At 71.7% G+C, this 22,005-nt stretch carries 24 protein-coding genes; 12 read left to right on the forward strand and 12 right to left on the reverse strand.

The window, feature by feature from the left end:
- Positions 1–4 precede the first annotated feature (4 nt).
- Together ACFWGZ_RS24855 and ACFWGZ_RS24860 are read right to left on the reverse strand one after the other, a co-directional pair.
- Positions 5–1,414 carry an MFS transporter gene (locus tag ACFWGZ_RS24855; protein WP_382453971.1) on the reverse strand — a complete coding sequence of 470 codons (1,410 nt, stop codon included), beginning with the start codon at positions 1,412–1,414 and terminating at the stop codon, positions 5–7.
- Positions 1,415–1,468: 54 nt separating this feature from the next.
- Complete coding sequence (locus ACFWGZ_RS24860; protein WP_382453972.1) at positions 1,469–2,230, reverse strand: glycerophosphodiester phosphodiesterase; 762 nt, start codon at positions 2,228–2,230, stop codon at positions 1,469–1,471.
- 347 nt (positions 2,231–2,577) lie between these two features.
- On the opposite strand from ACFWGZ_RS24860, the gene ACFWGZ_RS24865 reads away from it, so the two are divergent.
- The 3 genes from ACFWGZ_RS24865 to ACFWGZ_RS24875 all read left to right on the forward strand — a co-directional run bounded on the left by ACFWGZ_RS24865 (position 2,578) and on the right by ACFWGZ_RS24875 (position 5,626).
- Positions 2,578–2,907: a hypothetical protein gene (locus ACFWGZ_RS24865; protein WP_197288003.1), complete on the forward strand. Its 330-nt coding sequence runs from the start codon at positions 2,578–2,580 to the stop codon at positions 2,905–2,907.
- A 63-nt stretch (positions 2,908–2,970) separates the two neighbouring features.
- A complete protein-coding gene (locus ACFWGZ_RS24870) occupies positions 2,971–4,980 on the forward strand; it encodes a putative bifunctional diguanylate cyclase/phosphodiesterase (protein WP_382453973.1) in 2,010 nt (669 codons plus the stop codon).
- Positions 4,964–5,626 (forward strand): VOC family protein, encoded by a 663-nt coding sequence (locus ACFWGZ_RS24875; RefSeq protein WP_382453974.1) that lies wholly within the window; start codon positions 4,964–4,966, stop codon positions 5,624–5,626. Before ACFWGZ_RS24870 ends, ACFWGZ_RS24875 begins: the two co-directional genes overlap by 17 nt.
- A gap of 13 nt (positions 5,627–5,639) precedes the next feature.
- Here the strand turns inward: ACFWGZ_RS24875 and ACFWGZ_RS24880 are convergent, their stop codons facing one another.
- Positions 5,640–6,611 (reverse strand): helix-turn-helix transcriptional regulator, encoded by a 972-nt coding sequence (locus tag ACFWGZ_RS24880; RefSeq protein WP_382453975.1) that lies wholly within the window; start codon positions 6,609–6,611, stop codon positions 5,640–5,642.
- A gap of 110 nt (positions 6,612–6,721) precedes the next feature.
- On the opposite strand from ACFWGZ_RS24880, the gene ACFWGZ_RS24885 reads away from it, so the two are divergent.
- Positions 6,722–7,117 (forward strand): RidA family protein, encoded by a 396-nt coding sequence (locus tag ACFWGZ_RS24885; RefSeq protein ID WP_382453976.1) that lies wholly within the window; start codon positions 6,722–6,724, stop codon positions 7,115–7,117.
- A gap of 147 nt (positions 7,118–7,264) precedes the next feature.
- Here ACFWGZ_RS24885 and ACFWGZ_RS24890 read toward each other — a convergent pair whose 3' ends face one another.
- A complete protein-coding gene (locus ACFWGZ_RS24890) occupies positions 7,265–7,726 on the reverse strand; it encodes a PPOX class F420-dependent oxidoreductase (protein WP_382453993.1) in 462 nt (153 codons plus the stop codon).
- 10 nt (positions 7,727–7,736) lie between these two features.
- On the opposite strand from ACFWGZ_RS24890, the gene ACFWGZ_RS24895 reads away from it, so the two are divergent.
- The gene (locus ACFWGZ_RS24895) at positions 7,737–8,591 is read left to right on the forward strand and encodes an alpha/beta fold hydrolase (protein ID WP_382453977.1); all 855 of its coding nucleotides are present in this window, start codon (positions 7,737–7,739) and stop codon (positions 8,589–8,591) included.
- On the opposite strand, the gene ACFWGZ_RS24900 is transcribed toward ACFWGZ_RS24895, so the two are convergent.
- Positions 8,588–9,790 (reverse strand): diguanylate cyclase, encoded by a 1,203-nt coding sequence (locus ACFWGZ_RS24900; RefSeq protein WP_382453978.1) that lies wholly within the window; start codon positions 9,788–9,790, stop codon positions 8,588–8,590. The two genes, ACFWGZ_RS24895 and ACFWGZ_RS24900, sit on opposite strands and share 4 nt — an antisense overlap.
- A gap of 216 nt (positions 9,791–10,006) precedes the next feature.
- On the reverse strand, positions 10,007–11,269 hold the full coding sequence (locus ACFWGZ_RS24905) for an MFS transporter (RefSeq protein WP_382453979.1): 1,263 nt from the start codon (positions 11,267–11,269) through the stop codon (positions 10,007–10,009).
- Between the two features lie 123 nt (positions 11,270–11,392).
- Between ACFWGZ_RS24905 and ACFWGZ_RS24910 the strand changes: the two genes are divergently transcribed.
- From ACFWGZ_RS24910 to ACFWGZ_RS24920, 3 genes are read left to right on the forward strand one after another with little or no spacing between them, the layout of a single operon-like run.
- A complete protein-coding gene (locus tag ACFWGZ_RS24910; protein ID WP_382453980.1) occupies positions 11,393–12,049 on the forward strand; it encodes an HAD family hydrolase in 657 nt (218 codons plus the stop codon).
- Entirely contained in the window at positions 12,046–13,095 is a 1,050-nt protein-coding gene (locus ACFWGZ_RS24915; protein ID WP_382453981.1) for a phosphotransferase, read from the forward strand. Before ACFWGZ_RS24910 ends, ACFWGZ_RS24915 begins: the two co-directional genes overlap by 4 nt.
- 3 nt (positions 13,096–13,098) lie before the next feature.
- Positions 13,099–14,310 (forward strand): acyl-CoA dehydrogenase family protein, encoded by a 1,212-nt coding sequence (locus ACFWGZ_RS24920; RefSeq protein ID WP_382453982.1) that lies wholly within the window; start codon positions 13,099–13,101, stop codon positions 14,308–14,310.
- Here ACFWGZ_RS24920 and ACFWGZ_RS24925 read toward each other — a convergent pair.
- The 3 genes from ACFWGZ_RS24925 to ACFWGZ_RS24935 are packed head-to-tail and all read right to left on the reverse strand — an operon-like array spanning position 14,307 to position 15,876.
- Positions 14,307–14,663: a VOC family protein gene (locus tag ACFWGZ_RS24925; protein WP_382453983.1), complete on the reverse strand. Its 357-nt coding sequence runs from the start codon at positions 14,661–14,663 to the stop codon at positions 14,307–14,309. The genes ACFWGZ_RS24920 and ACFWGZ_RS24925 overlap by 4 nt on opposite strands.
- 10 nt (positions 14,664–14,673) lie before the next feature.
- Entirely contained in the window at positions 14,674–15,387 is a 714-nt protein-coding gene (locus ACFWGZ_RS24930) for a poly-gamma-glutamate hydrolase family protein (RefSeq protein WP_382453984.1), read from the reverse strand.
- Positions 15,388–15,441: 54 nt separating this feature from the next.
- On the reverse strand, positions 15,442–15,876 hold the full coding sequence (locus tag ACFWGZ_RS24935) for an Hsp20/alpha crystallin family protein (RefSeq protein ID WP_382453985.1): 435 nt from the start codon (positions 15,874–15,876) through the stop codon (positions 15,442–15,444).
- A gap of 102 nt (positions 15,877–15,978) precedes the next feature.
- Here ACFWGZ_RS24935 and ACFWGZ_RS24940 point away from each other — a divergent pair, with 102 nt between their 5' ends.
- The gene (locus ACFWGZ_RS24940; RefSeq protein WP_382453986.1) at positions 15,979–16,527 is read left to right on the forward strand and encodes an HSP18 transcriptional regulator; all 549 of its coding nucleotides are present in this window, start codon (positions 15,979–15,981) and stop codon (positions 16,525–16,527) included.
- On the opposite strand, the gene ACFWGZ_RS24945 is transcribed toward ACFWGZ_RS24940, so the two are convergent.
- Both ACFWGZ_RS24945 and ACFWGZ_RS24950 read right to left on the reverse strand, forming a co-directional pair.
- A complete protein-coding gene (locus ACFWGZ_RS24945; RefSeq protein WP_382453987.1) occupies positions 16,501–17,349 on the reverse strand; it encodes an LD-carboxypeptidase in 849 nt (282 codons plus the stop codon). The genes ACFWGZ_RS24940 and ACFWGZ_RS24945 overlap by 27 nt on opposite strands.
- A 10-nt stretch (positions 17,350–17,359) precedes the next feature.
- Complete coding sequence (locus ACFWGZ_RS24950) at positions 17,360–19,225, reverse strand: prolyl oligopeptidase family serine peptidase (RefSeq protein WP_382453988.1); 1,866 nt, start codon at positions 19,223–19,225, stop codon at positions 17,360–17,362.
- 78 nt (positions 19,226–19,303) lie between these two features.
- On the opposite strand from ACFWGZ_RS24950, the gene ACFWGZ_RS24955 reads away from it, so the two are divergent.
- The 3 genes from ACFWGZ_RS24955 to ACFWGZ_RS24965 all read left to right on the forward strand — a co-directional run bounded on the left by ACFWGZ_RS24955 (position 19,304) and on the right by ACFWGZ_RS24965 (position 21,750).
- Complete coding sequence (locus ACFWGZ_RS24955; protein ID WP_382453989.1) at positions 19,304–19,870, forward strand: DUF3090 domain-containing protein; 567 nt, start codon at positions 19,304–19,306, stop codon at positions 19,868–19,870.
- A gap of 1 nt (position 19,871) precedes the next feature.
- Positions 19,872–20,660 carry an SCO1664 family protein gene (locus ACFWGZ_RS24960; protein WP_382453990.1) on the forward strand — a complete coding sequence of 263 codons (789 nt, stop codon included), beginning with the start codon at positions 19,872–19,874 and terminating at the stop codon, positions 20,658–20,660.
- A 61-nt stretch (positions 20,661–20,721) separates the two neighbouring features.
- Positions 20,722–21,750, forward strand: coding sequence for a S66 peptidase family protein (locus ACFWGZ_RS24965; protein WP_382453991.1), 1,029 nt, complete (start codon positions 20,722–20,724; stop codon positions 21,748–21,750).
- 60 nt (positions 21,751–21,810) lie between these two features.
- Here the strand turns inward: ACFWGZ_RS24965 and ACFWGZ_RS24970 are convergent.
- On the reverse strand, positions 21,811–22,005 hold a 195-nt coding region (locus ACFWGZ_RS24970; protein WP_382453992.1), incomplete at its 5' end, for a hypothetical protein.

The raw sequence follows: 22,005 nt of genomic DNA on the forward strand, positions 1-22,005 counted from the left end.
GGGGTCAGACGAGGGCGGGTTCCTCGTTCCCCACGGCCTTGATGGCCCTGCGGACCGGGACGAAGATCAGCAGGACGAAGCCCGCGACGAAGAAGATGATCAGGGCGAGGATGGCGGGGCGGAGGCTGCCGGTGGCCTGGCCGACCCCCGCGAACACCAGCGGGCCGAGCCAGCTGGTGGAGCGCTCGCCGACCTCGTAGAGCGAGAAGTACTGCGCTTCGCGGCCGGGCGGCACCATCTGGCTGAAGAGGCTGCGGGACAGGGCGTTCGTGCCGCCGAGGACGATGCCGATGCCGGCGGCGACGAAGTAGAACTGCAGCTCGTCGCCCGCCTCGACGAAGAACGCGGCGGTGATCACGACGATCCACACGACCAGGGAGCCGAGGATGGTCTTCTTGGCGCCGACGCGCTTGGCGACGATGCCGTGCAGGACGCCGCCGATGAAGGCGACGAACTGGACGATGAGGATCACGGTGATCAGCGTCTGCTGCTCGAACTTGAGCTCGACGCTGCCGTACTGGGCGGAGACGTTGGCGACGGTGGCGATGCCGTCGGTGTAGATGAGGTAGGTGCCGAGGAACGCCAGCGTGAGCGGGAAGGCCTTGGCCTGCCGCAGGGTGGCGCCGAGTTCCTTGAAGCCGGCGGAGACGACGGAGGCGCCGTGTTCGCCGCCGTGCGGGCGCTGGTGCTCGGTGAGGGCGCGCAGCGGGATGATCGTGAAGGCGGCCCACCAGACGCCGGAGATGACGAACGCGATGCGGGCGGCGTCCCCGGAGGTGATGCCGAGGGAGTCGGCGGAGAGCGTGATGCCGAGCTGGATGGCGAGGGCGACGCCGCCGCCGAGGTAGCCGAAGGCCCAGCCGCGGCTGGAGACGGCGTCGCGTTCGTCGGGTGCGGCGATCTCGGGCAGGAAGGCGTAGTAGACGACGACGCTGGAGCCGTAGCAGATGTTGGCGATGACGAAGAGGCCGACGCCGAGCTTCCAGTTGGTGCCTTCGACGGCGGCGAGCGCGATGGTGGCCGCGGAGCCGGTGAAGGCGAAGAAGCCGAGCATCTTCTTCTTGTTCTGGGTGCGGTCGGCGATGGCGCCCATGACGGGCAGCACGATCACCTGGACGACGGTGGCGATGGAGAGCAGGTAGCCCCACAGCGAGCCGGAGGGGAACTGCAGGCCGAGGATCGTGACGTCGCAGCGGTCGAACGCGTTGTCGTTGGCGCACGGGGTGGCGCCGTTGAGCGCGGTGTCGGCCTTGGCGGCGTTGGTCGCGATGCTCGTGAGGTAGAGCGAGAGGAACACGGTGATCACGGACGTGGGGAACACGGAGTTCGCCACGTCGTACCAGACCCAGCCGCGTTGTTCCTTGCGGCGGCTGGTGGTGTTGGCGTCGGCGGCGTCGTCGCCCTGGACCTTCATGTCGGCGGACTGTACTTGTCCGCCGAGTCGTCCCATGAGCGACTGTCCAACCTGTTACCAGCTGTTGCGGGAGCGGAGGACTTCGCGCAGGACGTCGGGGCGGTCGGTGACGAGGCCGTCGACTCCGAGGTCGAGGAGGGTGCGCATGGCGGCTTCGTCGTCGATCGTCCACACGTGCACTTCGAGGGCTCTGCGGTGGGCGGCGCGGACGAAGCGGCGGTCGACGACGGTGAGGCGGCCCTGGCTGACGGGGACCTGGGCGACCTGGCCGCGGACGGCGAGTCCGGCGAGGGGGATGCGGCCGGCGGCCCAGAGCGCTCCGGCGGAGCGGGGGCCCATGGAGGTGAGCAGGCCGGGGCCGCCCTGGCGGCGCAGGCGGGCGAGGCGGTTGTCGGAGAAGCTCGCGAGGCAGACCCGCTGGAGTGCGTTGGTCTTGCGCAGCAGGGTGAGGACGGGCTCGACGGCGTTCTCGGTCTTGACGTCGATGTTGAAGAAGGTGCCGGGGAGTTCTTCGAGGACGTCGGCGAGGCGGGTGACGGGTTCGCGGCCGCCGACGCGGGCGTGGCGGACTTCGGCCCAGGGGAGGTCGGCGACGCGGCCGTGGCCGTCGGTGGTGCGGTCGAGGGTGTCGTCGTGGTGGACGACGACCTCGCCGTCGGCGGTGGCGTGGACGTCGGTCTCGATGTAGCGGTAGCCCTCCTGCACGGCGCGGCGGAAGGAGCTCAGGGAGTTCTCCATTCCGGTGAGGTCGTCGACGTGCCAGCCGCGGTGGGCGAAGGCGCGGGGTCGCGGGCCTGCGAGGTAGGGGTGGGTCACGGGGCGAGTGTGCCTGGTGGGGGTGGCTTCGGGGTGGACGGTGGGTGGCGCGGCACTCTCTTCTTTTCTTCTATTGCTTCAGTGTTGGCCAAAATCAACCCTGTCGGTCCTCGCGTCCACAGAAGGCTCAGAAGTCAACAACGCAACGGAACCCGGAGGAGCAGTCCGGCCATCGAAGGGCCGAGGGACACCGTGCAGGGGAGACGTCGTTGAAGCGCGAACAGCCTGAGGGCAGCACCACCGGCCGCACCGGTACTGTCCGGTTACCTACTAAGGTCGTGGTTTCTGGCGCGTCGCTGGAGGTCAAGCGCCGTCATTCGCTACCGTCGCGCGCCATGGAGCGGTCCATGGAGGCAGACGAGCCGAGGCACTGCGCTTGGTGCGGGAGGCGGTTGCCGGGGAGTGGACGGATCGGCCGGCCGAGGCGGTACTGCGCCCAGCCGTGCCGGCAGCGCGCCTACGAACGGCGGGCCGCGTTGCAGCGGGGCGGTCTTCCGGAGGACGCGGTGGTGTTGTCGACCGCGGAGCTGGCTGACCTGCAGGACCGGCTGTTCCAGCTGCGGTGTGCCGCGGAGGACGTGGTGACGGCGGCGCAGGACGGGGCGGAGAACGAGGAGCTGAGGAAGCTGGCGGCGGAGCTGGTGGAGTCGGCGAAGGGTCTGGAGCGGCTGCGTTAGCCGTTCGCGCCACAGCGAACCAACCGGCGTAGCGGGTTGCTTACGTCCGGTGATCGGACGATCATGACGCGCGTGATGTCCTACTGCCGCACGGTGCTCGACCGCGCGGGCGTCGCCTATGCCGTGACGGATGCGCGGGGAAACCTGCTGTGGTGCAACCGTGCGATGGGTGTTGTGCTGGGTGTTCCGGTGGAGCAGTCGTACGGGCGGTCGTTGCCGACGCTGCTGCCGGGTGCGCCCGAGGTGCCGTCCCCGGTGCGGGAGGTGCTGGTGCCGGGGCCGAAGTGGCTCGAGGTGCGGTGCACCCGTTTGGGTGACGATCTGATGTACGAGGTCGTGGACGTGTCGTCGTGGCGTGACCGGGAGTTGACGGTGACGCAGGAGGCGGACGCGTTGCGGCGGGCTCAGGCGTTGGGGCGCATGGGCACGTGGGAGTGGGCGATCACCGAGGACCGGGTGACGTGGTCGGACACGTTGCTGGAGATGTTCGGGTTCGCGCCGGGGACGGCGTTCGACTTCGAGCTGTACTCGCGGCTGGTGCACCCGGAGGACCTGCCGATGGTCGAGGAGACTCTCGATGCGGCGTTGAAGACGGGGTCGGTGTTCACGTACACGCATCGGATGTTGCGTCCGGATGGTGCGGAGCGGGTGTTCGAGTGTTTCGGTGAGGTCGTCGTGGGGGACGACGGGGCGCCGTTGCGGGCGTTGGGGACGGCTCATGACGTGACGCAGTCGTCGCGGGTGCACGACGAGCTGGTGCGGATGGCGGAGCAGGACCCGTTGACGGGGTTGCCGAACCGCCGGGCGTTGACGCGGGCGCTGGAGCAGGAGCTGGCGAACGGTGTGTCGGGTGCGTTGCTGGTGCTGGACCTGGACAACTTCAAGGACGTCAACGATCTGCGTGGTCATGCGGTGGGGGACCGGGTGATGCGGATGCTGGCGTCGGCGTTGCAGTCGCGGCTGGGTGATCGGTTGATCGCGCGGCTGGGTGGGGACGAGTTCGCGGTGGTGTTGCCGGGGGCGTCTCCTGCGGACGCGTCGGCGGTGGCGGACGGGTTGCGGGACGCGGTGGCGGGTTTTCCGCTGGCGGGGATCGGGACGCCGGCGCGGATCACGGTGTCGACGGGGCTGGCGGAGTTCGGTCCGGGTGATTCGTGGGAGTTGGTGCTGGCGAACGCGGATTTGGCGTTGTACGCGTCGAAGGCGGCGGGCCGGGACCGGGTGACGGTGTACGAGCCGAACCACTACGCGGACACGGTGAAGCGGGTGAGTGTGCTGGACCGGTTGCGGTCGGCGCTCGCGGGTGGCGGTCTGGCGTTGTACGGGATGCCGATGGTGGAGCTGACGACGGGTCAGACGCTGGGGCACGAGTTGTTGTTGCGGTTGGAGGACGGGCAGGAGCCGTATCTGGGTCCGGCGGATTTCCTGCCGGTGGCGGAGCGGTCGAACCTGATCCTCGAGGTGGACCGGTGGGTGTTGACGACGGCGATCGACGCGTTGGTGGCGGAGCCGGATTCGCGGTTGCGGTTCAACGTGAACGTGTCGGGGCGGACGTTGGAGGATCCGGAGTTCGGGGATTTCGTGCTGGAGAAGCTGGGGTCGGCGGGGGTGGCGCCGGGCCGGTTGGGGTTGGAGATCACGGAGACGGCGGCGGTGACGAACCTGGACGCGGCGGTCACGCTGGCGACGCAGCTGCGGCGGTTCGGGTGCCGGATCACGTTGGACGACTTCGGGTCGGGGTTCGGGTCGTTCGTGCACCTGAAGCATCTGCCGATCACGGGGATCAAGATCGATGGCGAGTTCGTGAAGGGGATCGAGACGTCGGACGCGGATGCGGTGCTGGTGTCGGGGATCGTGCAGATCGCGAACGGGCTGGGGTTGTCGGCGGTGGCGGAGTGGGTGGAGCGGCCGTCGCAGGTGGAGGCGTTGCGCCGGTTGGGTGTGCGGGTGGGGCAGGGTTTTCACCTGGGTCGGCCGGTGCCGTTGCGTGACGTGGTGAGCGCGGAGCGCATGCCGCCGAATGGCGCATTGTCGTCTCGGGTGGTTGGCGCAGAGGATGGTGCGCGCTCCTGATTCCCCGTGTGATGGGTTGCCTGTGCCGTCTTGTGGTGTGCGTCGTCTTGAGTTGAGCGTGGCCGAGCCCGAGTTGTCGGTGGACTTCTTCGCGGGTGTGCTGGGGTGGACGGTGATTGCGGAGCCCGGTGGGTCGTTCTCGGGGTTCGTGGGTGATCGGCTGGCGGCGCGTGTCGTGGCTGGGGATGCCGGGTGGCACGTGGTGTTCGGTGATGCCGGTGCGCGTGGGTTGAGGTTGAACTCTTCGGTGGGGTCGGGGCGGGTGTTGCACGGTCCGTGGGCGCCGCCGCCGCGGCATGGTGAGCCGTGCTGGGTGGAGTTGGTGTCGGCGGAGTTCGGGTTCTGGGAGCGGGAGCTGGGCTGGTCGGTGTCGGACCGGGTGTTCTCGGTGTCGCGGCAGGGTGAGTCGCGGGTGGTGGCGGGGAGTTCGTCGGTGGGGGCGTTGGCGGACGGCTGGGGTGTGTTCTTCGCGGTGGACGACGTGGGGGCGGCGTGTGCACGGGTGTCCGAGTTGGACGGTGAGGTGGTGTCGTCGCCGTCTTCGGTGTCGTCGTTGGGGGTGGTGGCGGCGATTTCGGGTCCGAAGGGCGGGTCGTGCTGGTTGTTGGAGCGGCCGGCGGGGTGGGGTGGGGCGCAGGGGGTGTAGTCCCCTGTGCCGGTCAGGTGGCGTAGCGGGTGGCGGTGTCGGTGGCGCGCTGGTGGAGTGCGGTGCGCAGCCAGGCGGGTTCGAGGGCTTCGGCGTGGGCGGAGAGTTGCCAGAGGGCCCATTCGGCGTGGTGGGTGTCCTGGAAGATGACGTCGAGGTGGAGCATGCCGTCGTCGGTGGTGTGTTCGTGTGCGACGGCGACGGCGGTGGTGAGGAGGTCGTCGCGTCGTGCGGGGTTCAGGCGGACGTGGACGGTGACCTGGTCGGCTCCTGCGCGGAAGCGGGTGCTGCGGTCGTGCCAGGCGGTGGTGAGGTCGACGGTGTCGGGGCGTTGGGCGGGTTCGTCGAGTTCGTGGGCGGCGTGGACGCGGGAGAGCCGGTAGGTGCGGTCGGCGCCGTCGCGGGTGGCGAGCAGGTAGGTGTGGTCGCGGACGGTGACGAGTCCGATGGGGTCGACGGTGCGCCAGCGGGGTTTCTGGTCGTGGGCTGCGTAGTGGATGCGGAGTTTGTGGCCGGCGAGGACGGCGCGGCGGATCTGGGTGATGACGGTGTCGGGGATGTCGTCGCCGGGGGTGGTGCGGCGGGAGAGCAGGTCGGTGTCGGGGTCGATGAGGAGTCGTTCGGCTACGCCGGTGGCGGTGTCGCGGTGGGTGTCGGGCAGGGCGTCGACGACTTTGAGCATGGCGGCGGCGAGGGCGGAGCCGAGTCCGAAGGTGTGGGCGCCGCGGCGTGATCCGGCGATGAGCAGGGCGAGGGCTTCGTCGTGGGTGAGGCCGGTGAGTTCGGTCTGGAAGCCGGGGAGCAGGGTGAATCCGCCGTGGCGGCCGCGTTCGGCGTAGACGGGGACGCCGGCGGCGGAGAGGGCGTCGATGTCGCGCAGCACGGTGCGGGTGGAGACTTCGAGTTCGCGGGCGAGTGTGGTGGCGGAGAGGCGGCCGCGGCGGCGCAGCAGCAGGACGAGGGACACCAGCCGGTCGGCGCGCACGGCGAGATTCTACGGAATACACGACAGGGGGTGTCGTGTATTGGCAGGCAGGCTCCTGGTCGGCGGCGGAGTGGTTTCGCCGGTGGCGTGATGGGAGTGGGCGAGTGGTTGTGGAGCGCAGGGCGGTCAACCCGTGGGCGTGGTCGGGTGAGCTGGGGTTCACGCAGGGTGAGGTCGTGTCCGGGCAGGGCAGGACGGTGTACTGCGCGGGGCAGGCGGCGACGGATGCCGGGGGCCGGCCGGTGCACGAGGGGGATGTGGCGGCGCAGCTGGAGCTGAGCTTGGCGAACCTGGAGGCGGTGCTGGCCGGGGCGGGGATGACGCTGGCGAACGTGGTGCGTCTCAACGTCTACACGACTGATGTGGACGGGTTGTTCGAGCATTACGGGGTGCTGGCGGGCCGGTTGGGTGCGGCGGGGGTGTCGTCGGTGATGACGTTGCTGGGGGTGCGGCGGCTGGCGTTCCCGTCGTTGCTGGTGGAGTTGGAGGCGACGGCGGTGGCTTGACCGTGTGCCGGGGGCGTCGTGGTGTGGCGCCCCCGCGCGGGGCGGGGTCGCGGTCGGAGCGGGCGACGGCGAGCACGATCGCCTGCAGCAGGTTGAAGGCGACGAACGCCCAGAGGACGGTTTTGGGCAGGGGTTTCACGGGTCGGTTCAGAGGTCCAGTTCGGGTGGGAAGCCGCCGGTGGCGATGGGTCCCCAGCTGTCGATGGTGACGCGGAGCAGGGATTTGCCCTGGCGGAGCATGGCGGCGCGGTACTCGTCCCAGTCGGGGTGCTCGCCTGCGATGCTGCGGTAGTACTCGACGAAGTCGTCGAGCGCCTCGGGGAGGTCGAGGACTTCGGCGGTGCCGTCGACCTGGACGTAGGGGCCGTCCCAGTCGTCGGAGAGCACGCACATCGTGACGCGCGGGTCGCGGCGGGCGTTGCGGACTTTGGCGCGTTGCGGGTAGGTGGCCACGACGAGGCGGCCTTCGGTGTCGACGCCGCAGGAGACGGGGGAGACCTGCAGGCCGCCGGTGGAGCGGTGGGTGATGAGGACGCCGTGGTGGCGCGGTCGGAGGAACTCGAGCAGCTGCGGCCGGTCTGCGCGGTCGGCCGTGGCGATCTTCGGCATGATGTGCAGCATGGCACGGTTCACCTCGTTCGACGGCACGGAGCTCGCCTACCGGGAGGCCGGTGACGGCGCCGCGCTCGTGGTGCTGGCGGGCGGGCCGGGGCGGGCGTCGGAGTACCTGGGGACGCTGGGCGGGCTGGACGCGGCGCGGCGGCTGGTGGTGCTGGACAACCGGGGTACCGGTGGGTCCGGTGTGCCGGCGGATCCGTTCACCTACCGGCGGGACATGCTGGTGCGGGACGTGGAGATGTTGCGGCGCCATCTCGGGCTGGAGCGGGTGGACGTGCTCGGGCACTCCGCGGGGGCGGGGATCGCGATGGGGTACGCGGCGGATTTCCCCGGCCGGGTCGGGAAGCTGGTGCTGCTGACGCCGGCGTTGCGCAGTGTCGGGTTGTCGCCGGAGCAGAGCGACTGGGACACGTTCCTGGCTTCCCGTGCCGGTGAGCCGTGGTTCGCGGACGCGGTGGCGGCGCTGGAGCGCAACGCCGCCGGGGACGACTCGGTGGAGAACCGGGTGGCGGCGTCGCCGCTGCTGTACGGCCGCTGGGACGACCGCGCCCGGGAGCACGCGGCCGCGGAGTTGCGGCAGTGGAGCTACGAGGTCGCGTTGGGCTACAACGCCGAGGGTGCGTTCGTGCCGGGTGTGCTGCGGCGGGCGTTGACCGACTTCGACCACCCGGTGCTGGTGTACGCGTGCGGTGTGGACCCGATCTCGCCGGTGCGGCGGTGCCGGGAGCTGGCGGCGTTGTTCCCGGACGCGGCGTTGCACGTGCACGAGGGTGTGGGGCACTACCCGTGGGTGGAGGAGCCGGAGCGGGTGTCCGGTGCGATCGCGGAGTTCCTGGACGCCGGGGCGGTGGGCTAGAACACGGTGGCGGTGGCGACGCGGTCGCGGCCGTTGTTCTTGGCCCGGTAGAGGGCTTCGTCGGCGGCCAGCAGCAGCGGGCTGAGTTCGGTGGCGGTGTCGGGGAACACCGCGGCGCCCACGGACGCGGTCAGGCGTGAGATCACCTGGTCCTGGCCGAGGCGGTCGACGACGGCGATGTGCAGGCTCGCGATCTCGAACCGGACTCGTTCGGCGGTGGCGCGGACCTCGGCGGTGCTCACGCCGGGCAGCAGCACCGCGAACTCCTCGCCGCCGAAGCGGCCGACGAGGTCGTAGGAGCGCACGGAGTGCTTGAGGGCGTCCGCGACGGCGCGCAGGACCCGGTCGCCGGCGAGGTGGCCGTAGGTGTCGTTGATCAGTTTGAAGTGGTCGAGGTCGAGGATCAGCACGCCGACGGTGGAGACGAGGCGGCGGGCGCGGGCCAGTTCGCGTTCGGCGACGTCGTGCCAGAAGGTGGCGTCGACGAGGCCGGTCTTGGAGTCGGTGCGGGCGGCGACGCGGAACTGGGGCAGCAGCAGGCCCATGTGCAGGGCGAGGACGGTGACCGCGAGCACCGGGGTGAGCCAGGGCTTGGCGAGCATGATGATCGCGACCCCGGAGCCCAAGCCGACCGAGGCGAGGACGATCAGCACGTCGGAGGCGTTGCCCAGGGCGGTGCGGACGGGGTTGTGGCGGTTGGTCACGAAGATCGCGGTCACGACCAGCGCGTAGTTGATGAACCAGTACAGCAGTCCGGCCGTGACCAGTGCCAGCAGGCCCAGCGGGCCGTCGACGTCGACGGCCCGGCCGGGGAACAGGCTCAGGACGAGTTGGGCGGCGGCGCTGCCGAGCACGACCGATGCCGCGGAGAAGACCTTGCGGAACAGGACGGCCCGCCGTTTGTAGACCCGGAACCACGAGTGCGTGTAGCTGACGACGACCAGTGCCACGAGCAGGGGCATCGGCAGCACGAGCACGCCCGCGAACAGCCACACCGACTGCATGTGGGCGTGCGGTGAGCCTTCCGCGCCGATCTCGCGGATCCGTTCGATGCCGCGGGCCGCCTCCAGGTGCACTACGGCGGCACCGGCCAGAAGCAGGAAGTAGGGCCAGGTCAAGGACTCGAAAGGGGTACGTCGTGCGGTGGCGATCGTGACGAGGGTCGCTGCGGCGACGACCGTCACGACGTAGGCCAGCACCAAGGGTGGAAGCGACCATGTTTTCCACCGGCGCGGGTCGAGCCAAGGCACGCTGCCACCCCCACACCACCGTCCAGGAACCAACCACTGTAGCTACCGGGTAACTCAAAGTCGTGGCTCCATGTGGGGGACCTCACCGTGAGTAGTCCTCACTCATCGCAGCCCCGGTCATCACCGCAGTTCACACGCAACGAACACCCATAGGAGCAGCCATGATCAACCGTACCTCCGCTGCCGGCCGTCCTGTCCGTCCGACCGACTGGGTGCGCCCCACCGACTGGAACCGCCCGACCGACTGGGCGCGGCGCTGAGCCACCACACGACAGCCGCACCGCCTGCCGCGAGCACCCCGAGTGCTCCGGCGGCGGCGACCACCCGGTGCGCGGCGGTCGTTTCGGCGGCCAGCCCGGCCACCGCGACCCCGGTGCCCTGCGAGACCCGCAGGGCGGTGACGGCCAGTCCGAACGCCTGCCCGCGGGAGGCGTCCGGCACGGCCCGCACGAACCGGGTGTTGGCGACCAGGTGGTAGGCGCTGGCCGCGCCGGAGAGCGCGAACAGCGCGAGGCTGACCGCGAGGCCCGGCCGCAGTGCGGCCGGGACCAGCGCCGCGCACGCGGCGATCGCGAGCCACGGCATCAGCCGCAGCTGCAGGTCCTCGTCGAGCCGGGCGAGCAGCAGCATTCCCGCCGCGGCACCGGCGGCGTAGGCGCCGAAGATCAGGCCCACGCCGCCGGCTCCGGCTCCCAGGGCCGCCGCGTAGGGGACGGCGAGTGCTTCGCCGGCGATGTAGAACCCGGACACGCACGCCAGGGCGACCAGGGCCCGCAGCCGGTGGTCGTGCCACACGAGCCGGGCGCCGCCGACGAGGTCCGCGGGCCAGGCCCGCACGTGCGGGCGCCGCGGGGCGGGCCGCGGCCGCACGAACACCCCCACCAGCACGGCGGACGCGGCGAAGGTGGCCGCGTCGGCGAGGAGCACCCAGCCCGGGCCCAGCCACGCGACCAGGGCGCCGCCGGTGAGGAACCCGGCGACCTGCGCGGCCTGGGTGACCGTGCTCAGCACCGCCTGGCCCAGCGGGTAGCGGGCGTCGGGCAGGACCTGGGGCAGCAGCGCGGCCCGTGCCGCCCCGTGCGGTGCCCCGGCGAACTGCACCTGCACCAGCAGTGCCGCGAGCACCCACAACGGCACCCCCGGCACCGCCATCAGCACCAGCAGCGCCACCCGGAGCAGGTCGGCGGCGACCATGACCCGTGTGCGGGCGAACCGGTCGGCCAGGCCCGCCAGCACGGGCCCGCCGACCAGGTCGGGCAGGAACGTCAGCGCGTAGGTCAGGGCGGTCAGGCCGGTGCTGGCGGTGCGGTCGTAGACGTGCACCGTGAGCGCGACCCGTGCGAACTGGTCCCCGGCCACCGACACCACGTGCGCGGCGAACAGGGCGCGGAACTCGCGGTCCTGGGCGAGCGCGCGGTAGCCGGGCATGGACCCAGGATGGATCACCGGCCTGGCGGCGGCCAGAACGCACACCGGTGATCCCGGGGGAGGCCCGGCGTGCCGCGGCACCACCGGTTGCCCACATACCGACCGGTCGGTACCCTCCGAGTCGTGGGTGACACGACACTTCCGCCGCAACCGCTCGTCGACGCGCTGGTGTTCGACTGGGGCGGGGTCCTGACGGTCTCCGTGCCCGAGTTCGTCGGCGCCTGGCTGCACGCCGAGGCCATCGACCGCGAGGTCTACGGCCGCATCATGCGCGAGTGGATGAGCCGCGACGCGCTGCCCGGCAACCCCGTCTCCCGCCTGGAGACCGGCGAGCTGGGCGTGGCCGAGTTCGAACGGCTGCTCGCCGCCGAGCTCATCACCACCACCGGCGCGCGCATCGACGAGAACGGGCTGCTCAAGCGCATGTTCGGCGGCGCCACCCCGGACCCGGCGATGGTCGAGCTCGTCCGCGGGGCCCGTGCCGCCGGCCTGCACACCGCGCTGCTGTCCAACAGCTGGGGCGAGGGCTACCCGAAGGACCTGCTGGTCGAGCTGTTCGACACGGTCGTCATCTCCGGCCGCGTCGGCCTGCGCAAACCCGACGAGCGCATCTACCGGCACACCCTCGAGCAGATCGGCGTCGACGCCGGGCGCGCCGTGTTCTTCGACGACGCCCCGGTCAACGTCGACGCCGCCCGGTCCGTCGGCATGCACGCCTTCCGCCACACCGGCGCCGACAGCACCCGCACGAACCTCGCCACCCTCGGAGTGAACCTGTGACCGACCAACCCGGATCTGACCAGCCCGGAACCGATCTGCCCGGAACCGACCTGCCCGGCCTCGACCTGGACGCGCTGGCCGCACACCTGGGCACGGGCCCGCTGACCGGCGAGCTGTTCCGCGGTGGCCGCTCCAACCTCACCTACAGCGTCACCGACGGCACGCAGCGGTGGGTGCTGCGCCGCCCGCCGCTGGGGCACGTGCTCGCCACCGCCCACGACATGGCGCGGGAGTTCCGGGTCATCTCCGCGCTGGCCGGGACCGCCGTGCCCGTGCCACGCGCCTACCAGCTCGTCGAGGACGCCTCCGTCATCGGGGCGCCGTTCTACCTGATGGAGCAGATGCCCGGTGCCGCGCTGCGGGAGCGGTCGCAGTGCCCGTGGCTCACCCCCGCCATGGCGACGTCCCTGGCGCACCGGCTCGTCGACGTGCTCGCCGACCTGCACTCCGTCGACCCGGAGTCGGTGGGGCTGGGCGACTTCGGCCGCCCCGAGGGGTTCCTCGCCCGCCAGGTCACGCGGTGGGGCAAGCAGCTCGACGCCTCCCGCAGCCGCGACCTGCCCGGCATCGACGAGCTGCGCGACAAGCTCGCCGTCACCGTCCCCGCCTCGCCGCGCGCGACGATCATCCACGGCGACTACCGCCTCGACAACGCGCTCGTCACCCGCGACCCGCTCGACATCAGCGCCGTCCTGGACTGGGAGATGGCCACCCTCGGCGACCCGCTGGCCGACCTCGGCCTGCTCTACGTCTACTGGGCCGGCCTCGGCTCCGACAACGACCCCATCACCGGCGGCGTCACCTCGCTGCCGGGGTTCCCGTCAGCGGACGAGCTCGTCGCCCGCTACACCGCCCGCACCGGCACCGACACCTCCGATCTGGGCTGGTACGTCGCCTTCGGCTACTTCAAGCTCGCCGTCATCGTCGAGGGCATCCACTTCCGCTTCGCCAGCGGCAAGACCGTCGGCGCCGGCTTCGAGAAGCTCGGCGCGTTCACCGTCCCGCTCGTGCGGCAGGGACTCGCCGCCGCCCACAAGGAGCTCTGAGTCATGGACTTCGCCTACGACGCCAAGACCGAGGAACTGCGCACCCGGCTCCTCGCCTTCATGGACTCCCACGTCTACCCGGCCGAGGCCGTGCTCGAGCAGCAGCTGCACGACGCCGCCGACCCGTGGGAACGTCAGCCGATCCTCGCCGAGCTCAAGGCGCAGGCCCGCCGCCAGGGCCTGTGGAACCTGTTCCTGCCGGACGCGGAGCACGGCGGCGGCCTGACGAACCTGCAGTACGCGCCGCTGGCCGAGATCACCGGCCGCAGCCCGCACCTGGCCCCCGAAGCGCTCAACTGCGCCGCCCCGGACACCGGCAACATGGAAGTCCTCGCCATGTTCGGCACCGACGAGCAGAAGAAGCAGTGGCTGCAGCCCCTGCTCGACGGCGAGATCCGCTCCGCGTTCTGCATGACCGAACCCGACGTCGCCAGCTCCGACGCCACCAACATCGCCACCCGCATCGAACGCGACGGCGACGACTACGTCATCAACGGCCGCAAGTGGTGGTCCTCGGGCGCCATGAACCCCAACTGCGCCATCTTCATCGTCATGGGCAAGACCGACCCCGGCGCCGACCGCCACCGCCAGCAGTCGCAGATCCTCGTCCCCCGCGACACCCCCGGTGTCCGCGTCGAACGCGAGATGCGCGTCTTCGGCTACGGCGACCACGCCCACGGCGGCCACGCCGAGATCGTCTTCGACGACGTCCGCGTCCCCGCCTCCAACCTGATCGCGGGGGAGGGGGAGGGCTTCGCCATCGCCCAGGCGCGCCTCGGTCCCGGCCGCATCCACCACTGCATGCGCCTGATCGGCATGGCCGAACGCGCCCTCGAGCTGATGTGCCGCCGCGCCGTGTCCCGCGTCGCGTTCGGCAAGCCCATCGCCACCCAGGGCGTCGTGCAGGAGTGGATCGCCGAGGCCCGCGTCCGCATCGAACAGGCCCGGCTGCTCGTGCTCAAGACCGCGTGGCTCATGGACACCGTCGGCAACAAGGGCGCCCACACCGAGATCCAGGCCATCAAGATCGGCACCCCGCTGATGACCGAATGGGTCCTCGACAAGGCCATCCAGGCCCACGGCGCCGGCGGCGTCAGCCAGGACACCCCGCTCGCCGAACTGTGGGTCGCCGCCCGCACCCTGCGCCTGGCCGACGGGCCCGACGAGGTCCACCGCATGTCGCTGGCCAAGCGGGAGCTGAAGAAGTACCTCTAACCCCGGAACAGGCAGAACGGATGACCGTCCGGGTCGAGCAGGACCCGGACGTCGTCCTGCGGCTGCACCGCCGCCGGCACCGCCCCGCACGCCAGGGCGTGCGCGAGAGCCGCCTGCAGGTCGTCGACCTCGACGTCGAGGTGCTGCGTCGCCACCGGCTCACCGGGCCTGCCAGGCCACACCGGCCGCCGGAACTGCCGCTCCCGCTCCAGGTTCACCGTCATCCCGCCCGGTGTGCGGACCTGCGCCCAGTCGTCCTGCACCGCGGTCACCTCCCCGCCGAGCAGGCGCGCGTAGAACTCGGCGAGCACCTGTGGCTGGGACGAGCCGACCGTGACGGAGGTGAGGCGCACGGCCCCGACGCTAGCCGCCCGTCGCCTCGCGTGCCGCGAGCGCGGCGCGGCAGGCGTGCACGAAGTCCCAGAACACCTCGGTCGTCGTGTGCCGCCGGTCCGAGCGCGAGTTCTCCTCGAACATCGCCGTGCGCAGCGGGGTGGTCAGCTCCAGCTGCCCGCCCTGGCGCGACCGGGTGCGGTTGGCGATGTTGGCCCGGTCGTAGCCGCCCAGCACCGGGTGGTCCACCGCGTCGACGGTGTGGAAGCCCGCCCGCCGCAACCGGGTCAGCAGCTCCCGGCGCAGCCGGGCGTCGCGGCCGCCGACCAGCACCGCCCGGTCGTGGTCGCGCAGGCCCGCCGCCGCGGCCGTGCAGCCGTGCAGGCCCAGGGCGTGCGTGGCACCGGAGACCAGGGTGCGGGCCACGCGGTCGTCGCAGTGCGACGACGTCACGTGCAGCTCGTCGTTGGCCGCGGTGCGCAGGCCCTCGAACATCCAGTAGTCGTGCGTCTGGCCGATCGGCACGCGGGTGCCGGGGTGGAACCCCGCGATCGCGAGGCACAGTTCCGAGGTGCCGACCTCGATGCCGCCGCCGTGCGGGGCGAGGACGACGGACGGGGTGCGGGGGCGGTGCCGCTTGAAGCGGCGCCGGTAGTCCACCCGCTCCACCAGTCGGGGATCGGCGTAGAGGTCGGTGTTCGACGCGTAGACGTCTAGCGCCGCCCACTGGGGCTGGGGTCTCATGGCGGGCGGAAGCCTACCTGGCATCACCCGGTCGGCCGCCGCCCGCCAGGGGGATCAGGCGTCGATCTGCTTCGGCGTCTCGGCGGACGGGGTGATCGCGATGCGGCGGGGCTTCGCGCGTTCCGCGATCGGGATCCGCAGCGTCAGCACACCCGCCTCGTGCGTGGCGTCGATGTGCTCGGTGTCGAGGGTGTCGCCGAGGAACAGCTGCCGCGAGAACACGCCCAGCGGCCGTTCCGACACCTGCATCTCCACGTCCCGGCCGATCGGCCGGCGCTCCGCCTTGACCGTCAGCACGTTGCGTTCGACGTTGAGCTCGATCGCGTCCGGCGTGACGCCGGGCAGGTCGAAGCACACCACGAACTCGTCACCGTCGCGGTAGGCGTCCATCGGCATCGCCGTCGGCCGCGACCAGGTGCCCGCGCCACCGCCGAACGCCTGCTGGGTGAGCCGGTCCAGCTCGCGGAACGGGTCAGTGCGCATCAACATCTGACACCTCCAGTCATCTCGTAGGACTGTCAATGCGCTGCCCCACTGTTGTAACATGTCGTCGAAACGATGACAAGCCCCCAATGTCATCGGGAGGACGACATGACGAGTGACTACGAGACCGTGCGATCGGCGGCCGCCGACCCCGGCACCGCGACCGAGGTGCTGGCGGCGCTGATGCTGCTGCGGCAGCTGCGCGACGAACTGTCCGGCTGGGAACCCCAGCTCATCGAAGCGGCCCGTGCCCTGGGCACCAGCTGGGCCGACCTCGCCCCCGCCCTCGGCGTCGCCAGCCGCCAGGCCGCCGAGAAGCGGTACCTGCGCGTGCGGCGCACCGACGAGACCGGCACCGGCGACGAACGCGTCCAGGCCGAACGCGACCGCCGCGCCGGCGACCGGGCCGTCACCGCCTGGGCCCGCGACAACGCCGCGGCCCTGCGCGGACTGGCCGCCCAGGTCGGCCCGCACGACGCCGCCGTGCAGCAGGCGCTGGGCGGGCAGGACGCGGCGACCCTGCTCGGCCCCCTCGGCGACGCGGGCCCCGGACTGCGCGCCGCGAAACCCGGTCTCGCCGACCGGATCGCCGCGATCGGCGCCCACACCGACCAGCTGCGCGCCGACGCGCTACACCAGCGTCAGCGTCCCCGCTGAGGCGTCGAGCTCCGCGGTCGCGCCCAGCGGCAGCGACCACGACCCCGCGCAGTGCCCGAACCCGAACTCGCCCAGGACCGGCACCCCCAGCCCCGACAACCGGTCGTGCAGCACCGACGACACGTCACCGCAGCCCGTCCACGACCCCAGCACGATCCCCGACACCGGCTCGAACCAGCCCGCCCGCAGCAACTGCGTCAGCAACCGGTCCAGCCGGTAGGGCTCCTCGCCCACGTCCTCCAGCAACGCCACCGCGCCCTCGACCGGCCGGGCCCACCGCGGCCCGCCCACCGACGCCGCCAGCAACGCGCAGTTCCCGCCCGTGAGCACCCCGCGCGCCACCCCCGGCACCACCGGCACCCCCGAGGTCCACGACCGCACGCCCTCGAACAGCACCGCCCGCAGCCGCTGCTGCGCCACCGGGTCGTCCACGAAGTCCGACGTGCCCGGCATCGGCCCGAACACCGTCCGCTGACCCACCAGGTTCAGCTCCGCGTGCAGCACCGTCACGTCCGAGGAACCCACGAACACCCGCGGCGGCAGGTCCTTCCACGGCACCAGGTCCGTCATCCGCAGGCACCCGTACCCGCCGCGCACGCAGAACACCGCCGCCACGTCCGAGCACCAGCCCGACACGAACTCCGCCGCCCGCGCCTCGTCCGACCCGGCCAGGTAGGGCAGCGACCACGGCTCGACCACCGGCGCGGTGACCGTCAGCCCCCACGACCGCAGCACCGCCACCCCCGCCGCCAGCCGCGACGGCAGCGCCGGGCCCGCGGGCGACACCAGGGCGACCCGGTCTCCCGGGGACAGCAGGGTCACGACCGCGAGCTCACTCGAACAGCTCCAGCACCGGCACACCGGGCGGCTCGAACCCGAACACCTGGCCGTAGAACGACAGCTCCGCCTCGCGGAACCCGTGCTGCTCGCCCTCGAACGTCAGGTACGCGTGCGGGACACCCGAGCCCGCCAGGTCCGCGGCGAACCGGTCCGCCTGCTCCGGCGGGCAGATCTCGTCCTCCAGGCCCTGCAACAGCAGCACCGGACCCGACACCGACCGCGCCTTCGCCGACGGCGACCGCTCGGCATAGCGGTCCGCGGCCTCGGGCAGCGTGCCCACCAGGCCCTCGACGTAGCGCGACTCGAAGTCGTGGGTCTCGCCGCCCTGCGACGTCCAGCCCATCAGGTCCAGGATCGGGAACGCCACCATCGCGCACCGGTACACGTCCGTCGAGGTCAGCGACGCCGCCGACGTCCACCCGCCCGCCGAGCCGCCGCGGATCCCCAGCCGCGCCGGGTCCGCCGTGCCCTCCTTCGCGAGCTGCTGGGCCACGAACGCGCAGTCCTCCACGTCCACGACACCCCACTGCTCGCGCAGCCGCTCCCGGAACGCCCGCCCGTACCCGGTCGAGCCGCCGTAGTTGACCGCCACCACGCCGATGCCGCGGCTGGTCAGGTACGCGATGTCGGAGTCGAGCTTGGGCAGCGCACGGCCCGTGGGCCCGCCGTGCACGTGCACCACGTACGGCGGCAGCTCACCCTCGGGCGCCGCGAAGTCCGGGTTCGACGGCGGGTACACGTAGGCGGGGATCTCCCCGAACATCCGCTCCACCGGCACCGGCAGGTACGCGTCCTGCGGCGAGGACTCACCACCGGTCAGGTACGTCAGCTCCCCGTTGGACAGGTCCAGCCGCACCACCGCGAACTCGCTGGTCGGCCCCGCGGCACCGCAGACCACCACACCGTCGCGCACCGACAGCTCCGCCGCCCATGTCGGCAGGTCGGTCTGCACGTCGGTCACCGTCGCGCTGCGCTCGTCGAGCACTGCCAGGTGCCCCGACCGCACCACCAGGTACCGGCCCGGCGACAGGGTGGCGAACCAGCGGTTGCCCAGCCGCCACATCGGCCCGCCCAGCTCCTCGGCCACGGGTGCGAGGTTCACGCGCGTGCCGTCGGGCCGGACGCGGAACAGGTTCCACCAGCCGTCCGGGTCGGTCAGCGCCAGCAGCGAGTCGCCCTCCCACTCGAACTGGCACACCGCCTCGGTCCGCGACCCCGACACCACCCGGTGCCCGGGGGAACCCACGTCGGCGACGCACAGCTCGGAGCCGTCCCACGGCATCTGCGGGTGGTTCCAGCCGATCCAGGCGAGCTTCGTGCCGTCCGGGCTGACCTTCGGGCCCGTCATGAAGTGGTGCGACGCCCCCAGCACCCGGATCTCACCCGATGCGGTGATCGCCACCAGGTCGCGGCGCACGTCCGTGCGCGCGTCCCCGGTGATCGTCTCCCGCACGCACCACACCTCGCCGTCCGGACCCGCCGACAGGTCCGCGAACCGCACCCCGTGGTGGCGCTCCGGCTGCGGGGTCAGCGCCACCGGCTCCTGCTGCGGGGAGTCCGGGTCGAACACGTACACCCGCTGGTCGGACCAGTTCGTGAACGCCACCCGATCGCCGGCCAGCACCACGAACGGCCGGCCGCCGTACTCGTGCACCCGGTTGCGGGCGTTCCACGGCGCCGGCAGCACGTCCACCCCGTCGCGCACCAGAGCCACCCGGCCACCCTCGGCGGGCCTGCTCTCCGCCCACCACACCCGCTCACCGGCGAGCTCCGCCCACTGGAACCCACCCCCCGGCTTCGAGGTGTCGCCGGCGCTGATCGGCGAGGTCCACGTCCCGTACGAAGCGATCTTCACCACAACCCGACCCTATACGCGGAGTGTTTGGTGGGGGAGGACCTGCCGACGATCTCGCTGTGGCCTAGGGTCGTAGGTGCCATGGCTCGCGTCATTCACGTATTCCGCGCACCCGACCGGTTCATCGCAGGAACCGTCGGGCAGCCCGGCGACCGCACCTTCTACCTGCAGGCCTCCGAGCAGAGCAGGTTGATCAGCGTCGCCCTGGAAAAGCAACAGGTCCAGGTCCTCGCCGAGCGCATCGGCTCGCTGCTCGAGGAGGTGCACCGCCGCTTCGGCACCGACGTCCCCGAGGACGCCCCGCCCGACGACCTCGACACGCAACCCCTCGACGTGCCCGTCGAGGAGGAGTTCCGCGTCGGCACGATGGGCCTCGGCTGGGACGCCGAGTCCAAGGCCGTCGTCATCGAGCTCCTCGCGGTCTCCGAGGAGGAGGTCGACGAGGCCGTCGTGCTCGACGACACCGAGGAAGGCCCCGACGCCGTGCGGGTGTTCCTGTCCCCGGCCGCGGCCCGCGCCTTCGCCGAACGCGCCGACCGCGTCGTCAACGCCGGCCGCAAACCCTGCCCGCTGTGCGCCGAACCGCTCGACCCGGACGGCCACATCTGCCCGCGGCAGAACGGCTACCGCCGCACCGAGGAAGACTGACGTGGACACCGCCGCGGCCGTCGAGTTGCTCACTCGCGGCCGCATCGAGGTCGAGGGCCGCCTCGTCGACGCCTCCAACGCCACCCTGTTCTGCAAGATCTCCCTGGACGGCGTCGACGCCCAGTGCGTCTACAAGCCCGTGCGCGGCGAACGGCCCCTGTGGGACTTCCCCGACGGCACCCTCGCCGGCCGCGAGGTCGCCACCTACCTGCTCTCCGCCGCCGCGGGCTTCGGCGTCGTCCCGCCCACCGTGCTGCGCCCCGGCCCGTTCGGCACCGGCATGGTGCAGCTGTGGGTCGACACCCGCGAAGAGGACGAACTCGTCGACATCGTCGGCGTCGACGACGTCAAACTGGGCTGGATCCCCGTGTTCCACGCCCACGACCGCTTCGGCGAGCCCGCCGTGCTCGTGCACGCCGACCACCCGCGCATCGCGGTGATGTCCGCGTTCGACGTCGTCGTGAACAACGCCGACCGCAAGGGCGGCCACGTCCTGCACGCCCTCGACGGCGCCGTGCACGGCGTCGACCACGGCATCTGCCTGCACGCCGAACCCAAACTCCGCACCGTCCTGTGGGGCTGGGCCCGCGAACCCCTGCCCGAGCACGTCCTCGACCCGCTGCGCCGGCTCAGGTCGGTGCTGGACGGCGAACTGGGGGAGACGCTGCACGACCACCTGACCCGCGCCGAGGTCCGCGCCGTCGGCGAACGCCTCGACAAGCTCCTGGCCGCCGGGGTGTACCCGGAACCGTCGGGGGACTGGCCCGCGATCCCGTGGCCCGCGTTCTGAGCGGCGGCGTTCTGAGCGGCGGCCCCGCTGGTGCCCCGGTGGACGGCCACCGCCGCCCGGCGTGATCTACCCGCCCAAACCCCGGCCCGGTGACCGGGTCGCGATCGTGTCGCCCGCCTCCGGGGCCGCCGGTCTCTTCCCGCTCCCGCTCGAACTGGGCCTCGCCCGCCTGCGCGACGACTTCGGTCTCGTCCCGGTCGAGTACCCCGCCACCCGCGCACCGGCGGCGTCGCCGCAGCAACGGGCCGCCGACCTGCACGCCGCCTTCGCCGACCCCGCGATCAAGGCCGTCCTCGCCACGATCGGCGGCGACGACCAGATCACCGTCCTGCCGCACCTCGACGAGGACCTGATCCGGGCCCACCCCAAGCCGTTCTTCGGGCACAGCGACAACACCAACCTCGCCGTGTGGCTCGCCAACCGCGGCATCGTCGCCTTCTACGGCGGCAGCGTCATGGTCCACCTCGGCCGCCCCGGCGCCCTGCACCCCACCACCGCCGCCTCCCTGCGCGCCGCCCTGTTCACACCCGGCCCGCACGCCCTGCGCGAGAGCACCGCCTACGGCGACCGGGACCTGCCCTGGGACGACCCCGCCACCTTCACCGCCGAACCCGTCCTCACCCCGGCCGGCGGCTGGATCTGGCACCAGCTCCACACCGTCGCCGAGGGCCCGTCGTGGGGCGGCAACCTCGAGGTCCTGTCGTGGCTGATGATGGCCGGCCGTGAGATCCACGCACCCGACCACTACGACGGCACGGTGCTGTTCTTCGAGACCAGCGAGGAGATGCCCCCGGCCACCGAGGTCTACCGGATCCTGCGCAACACGGGCGAACGCGGCCTGCTCGCCCGGTTCGCCGCCGTGCTCGTCGGCCGCGCCAAAGCGTGGTCCTCCGCCCGCCGGGACACCGACCGCACCGCCTACACCGCCGCCCAGCGCGCCGCCGTACTGCGGGCGTTCGCCGAGTACGCCCCCGACACGATGATCGTCTTCGACGTCGACTTCGGCCACACCGACCCGCAGGTCGTCCTCCCCGTCGGCGGCACCATCAGCGTCGACGGACCCGCCCGCGCCATCACCGTCACCTACTGAGACGCAACGAAATCCAAGAAAAGTCGCCATCCTCGAACAACACCATTCCTGATTCGCTGTTCAGAATTCGGACATTGACGTGCGGATCATCGTTCCCCTATCTTTTGATCGGCATCTGACCTGCGGAAACATTCGAATTCGAATGCGGGCACGGGGGACATGACTTATTTCGAGCGGATCGTCGTGGTCGGCACGGCCGATCTCGGCGCGCAGGCGGCCGCCGCTCTCGCGCGACGATTCGGCCCGGTTCACCTG

It is taken from the genome of Lentzea sp. NPDC060358, assembly GCF_042725365.1.
Classification (GTDB): Bacteria; Actinomycetota; Actinomycetes; order Mycobacteriales; family Pseudonocardiaceae; genus Lentzea.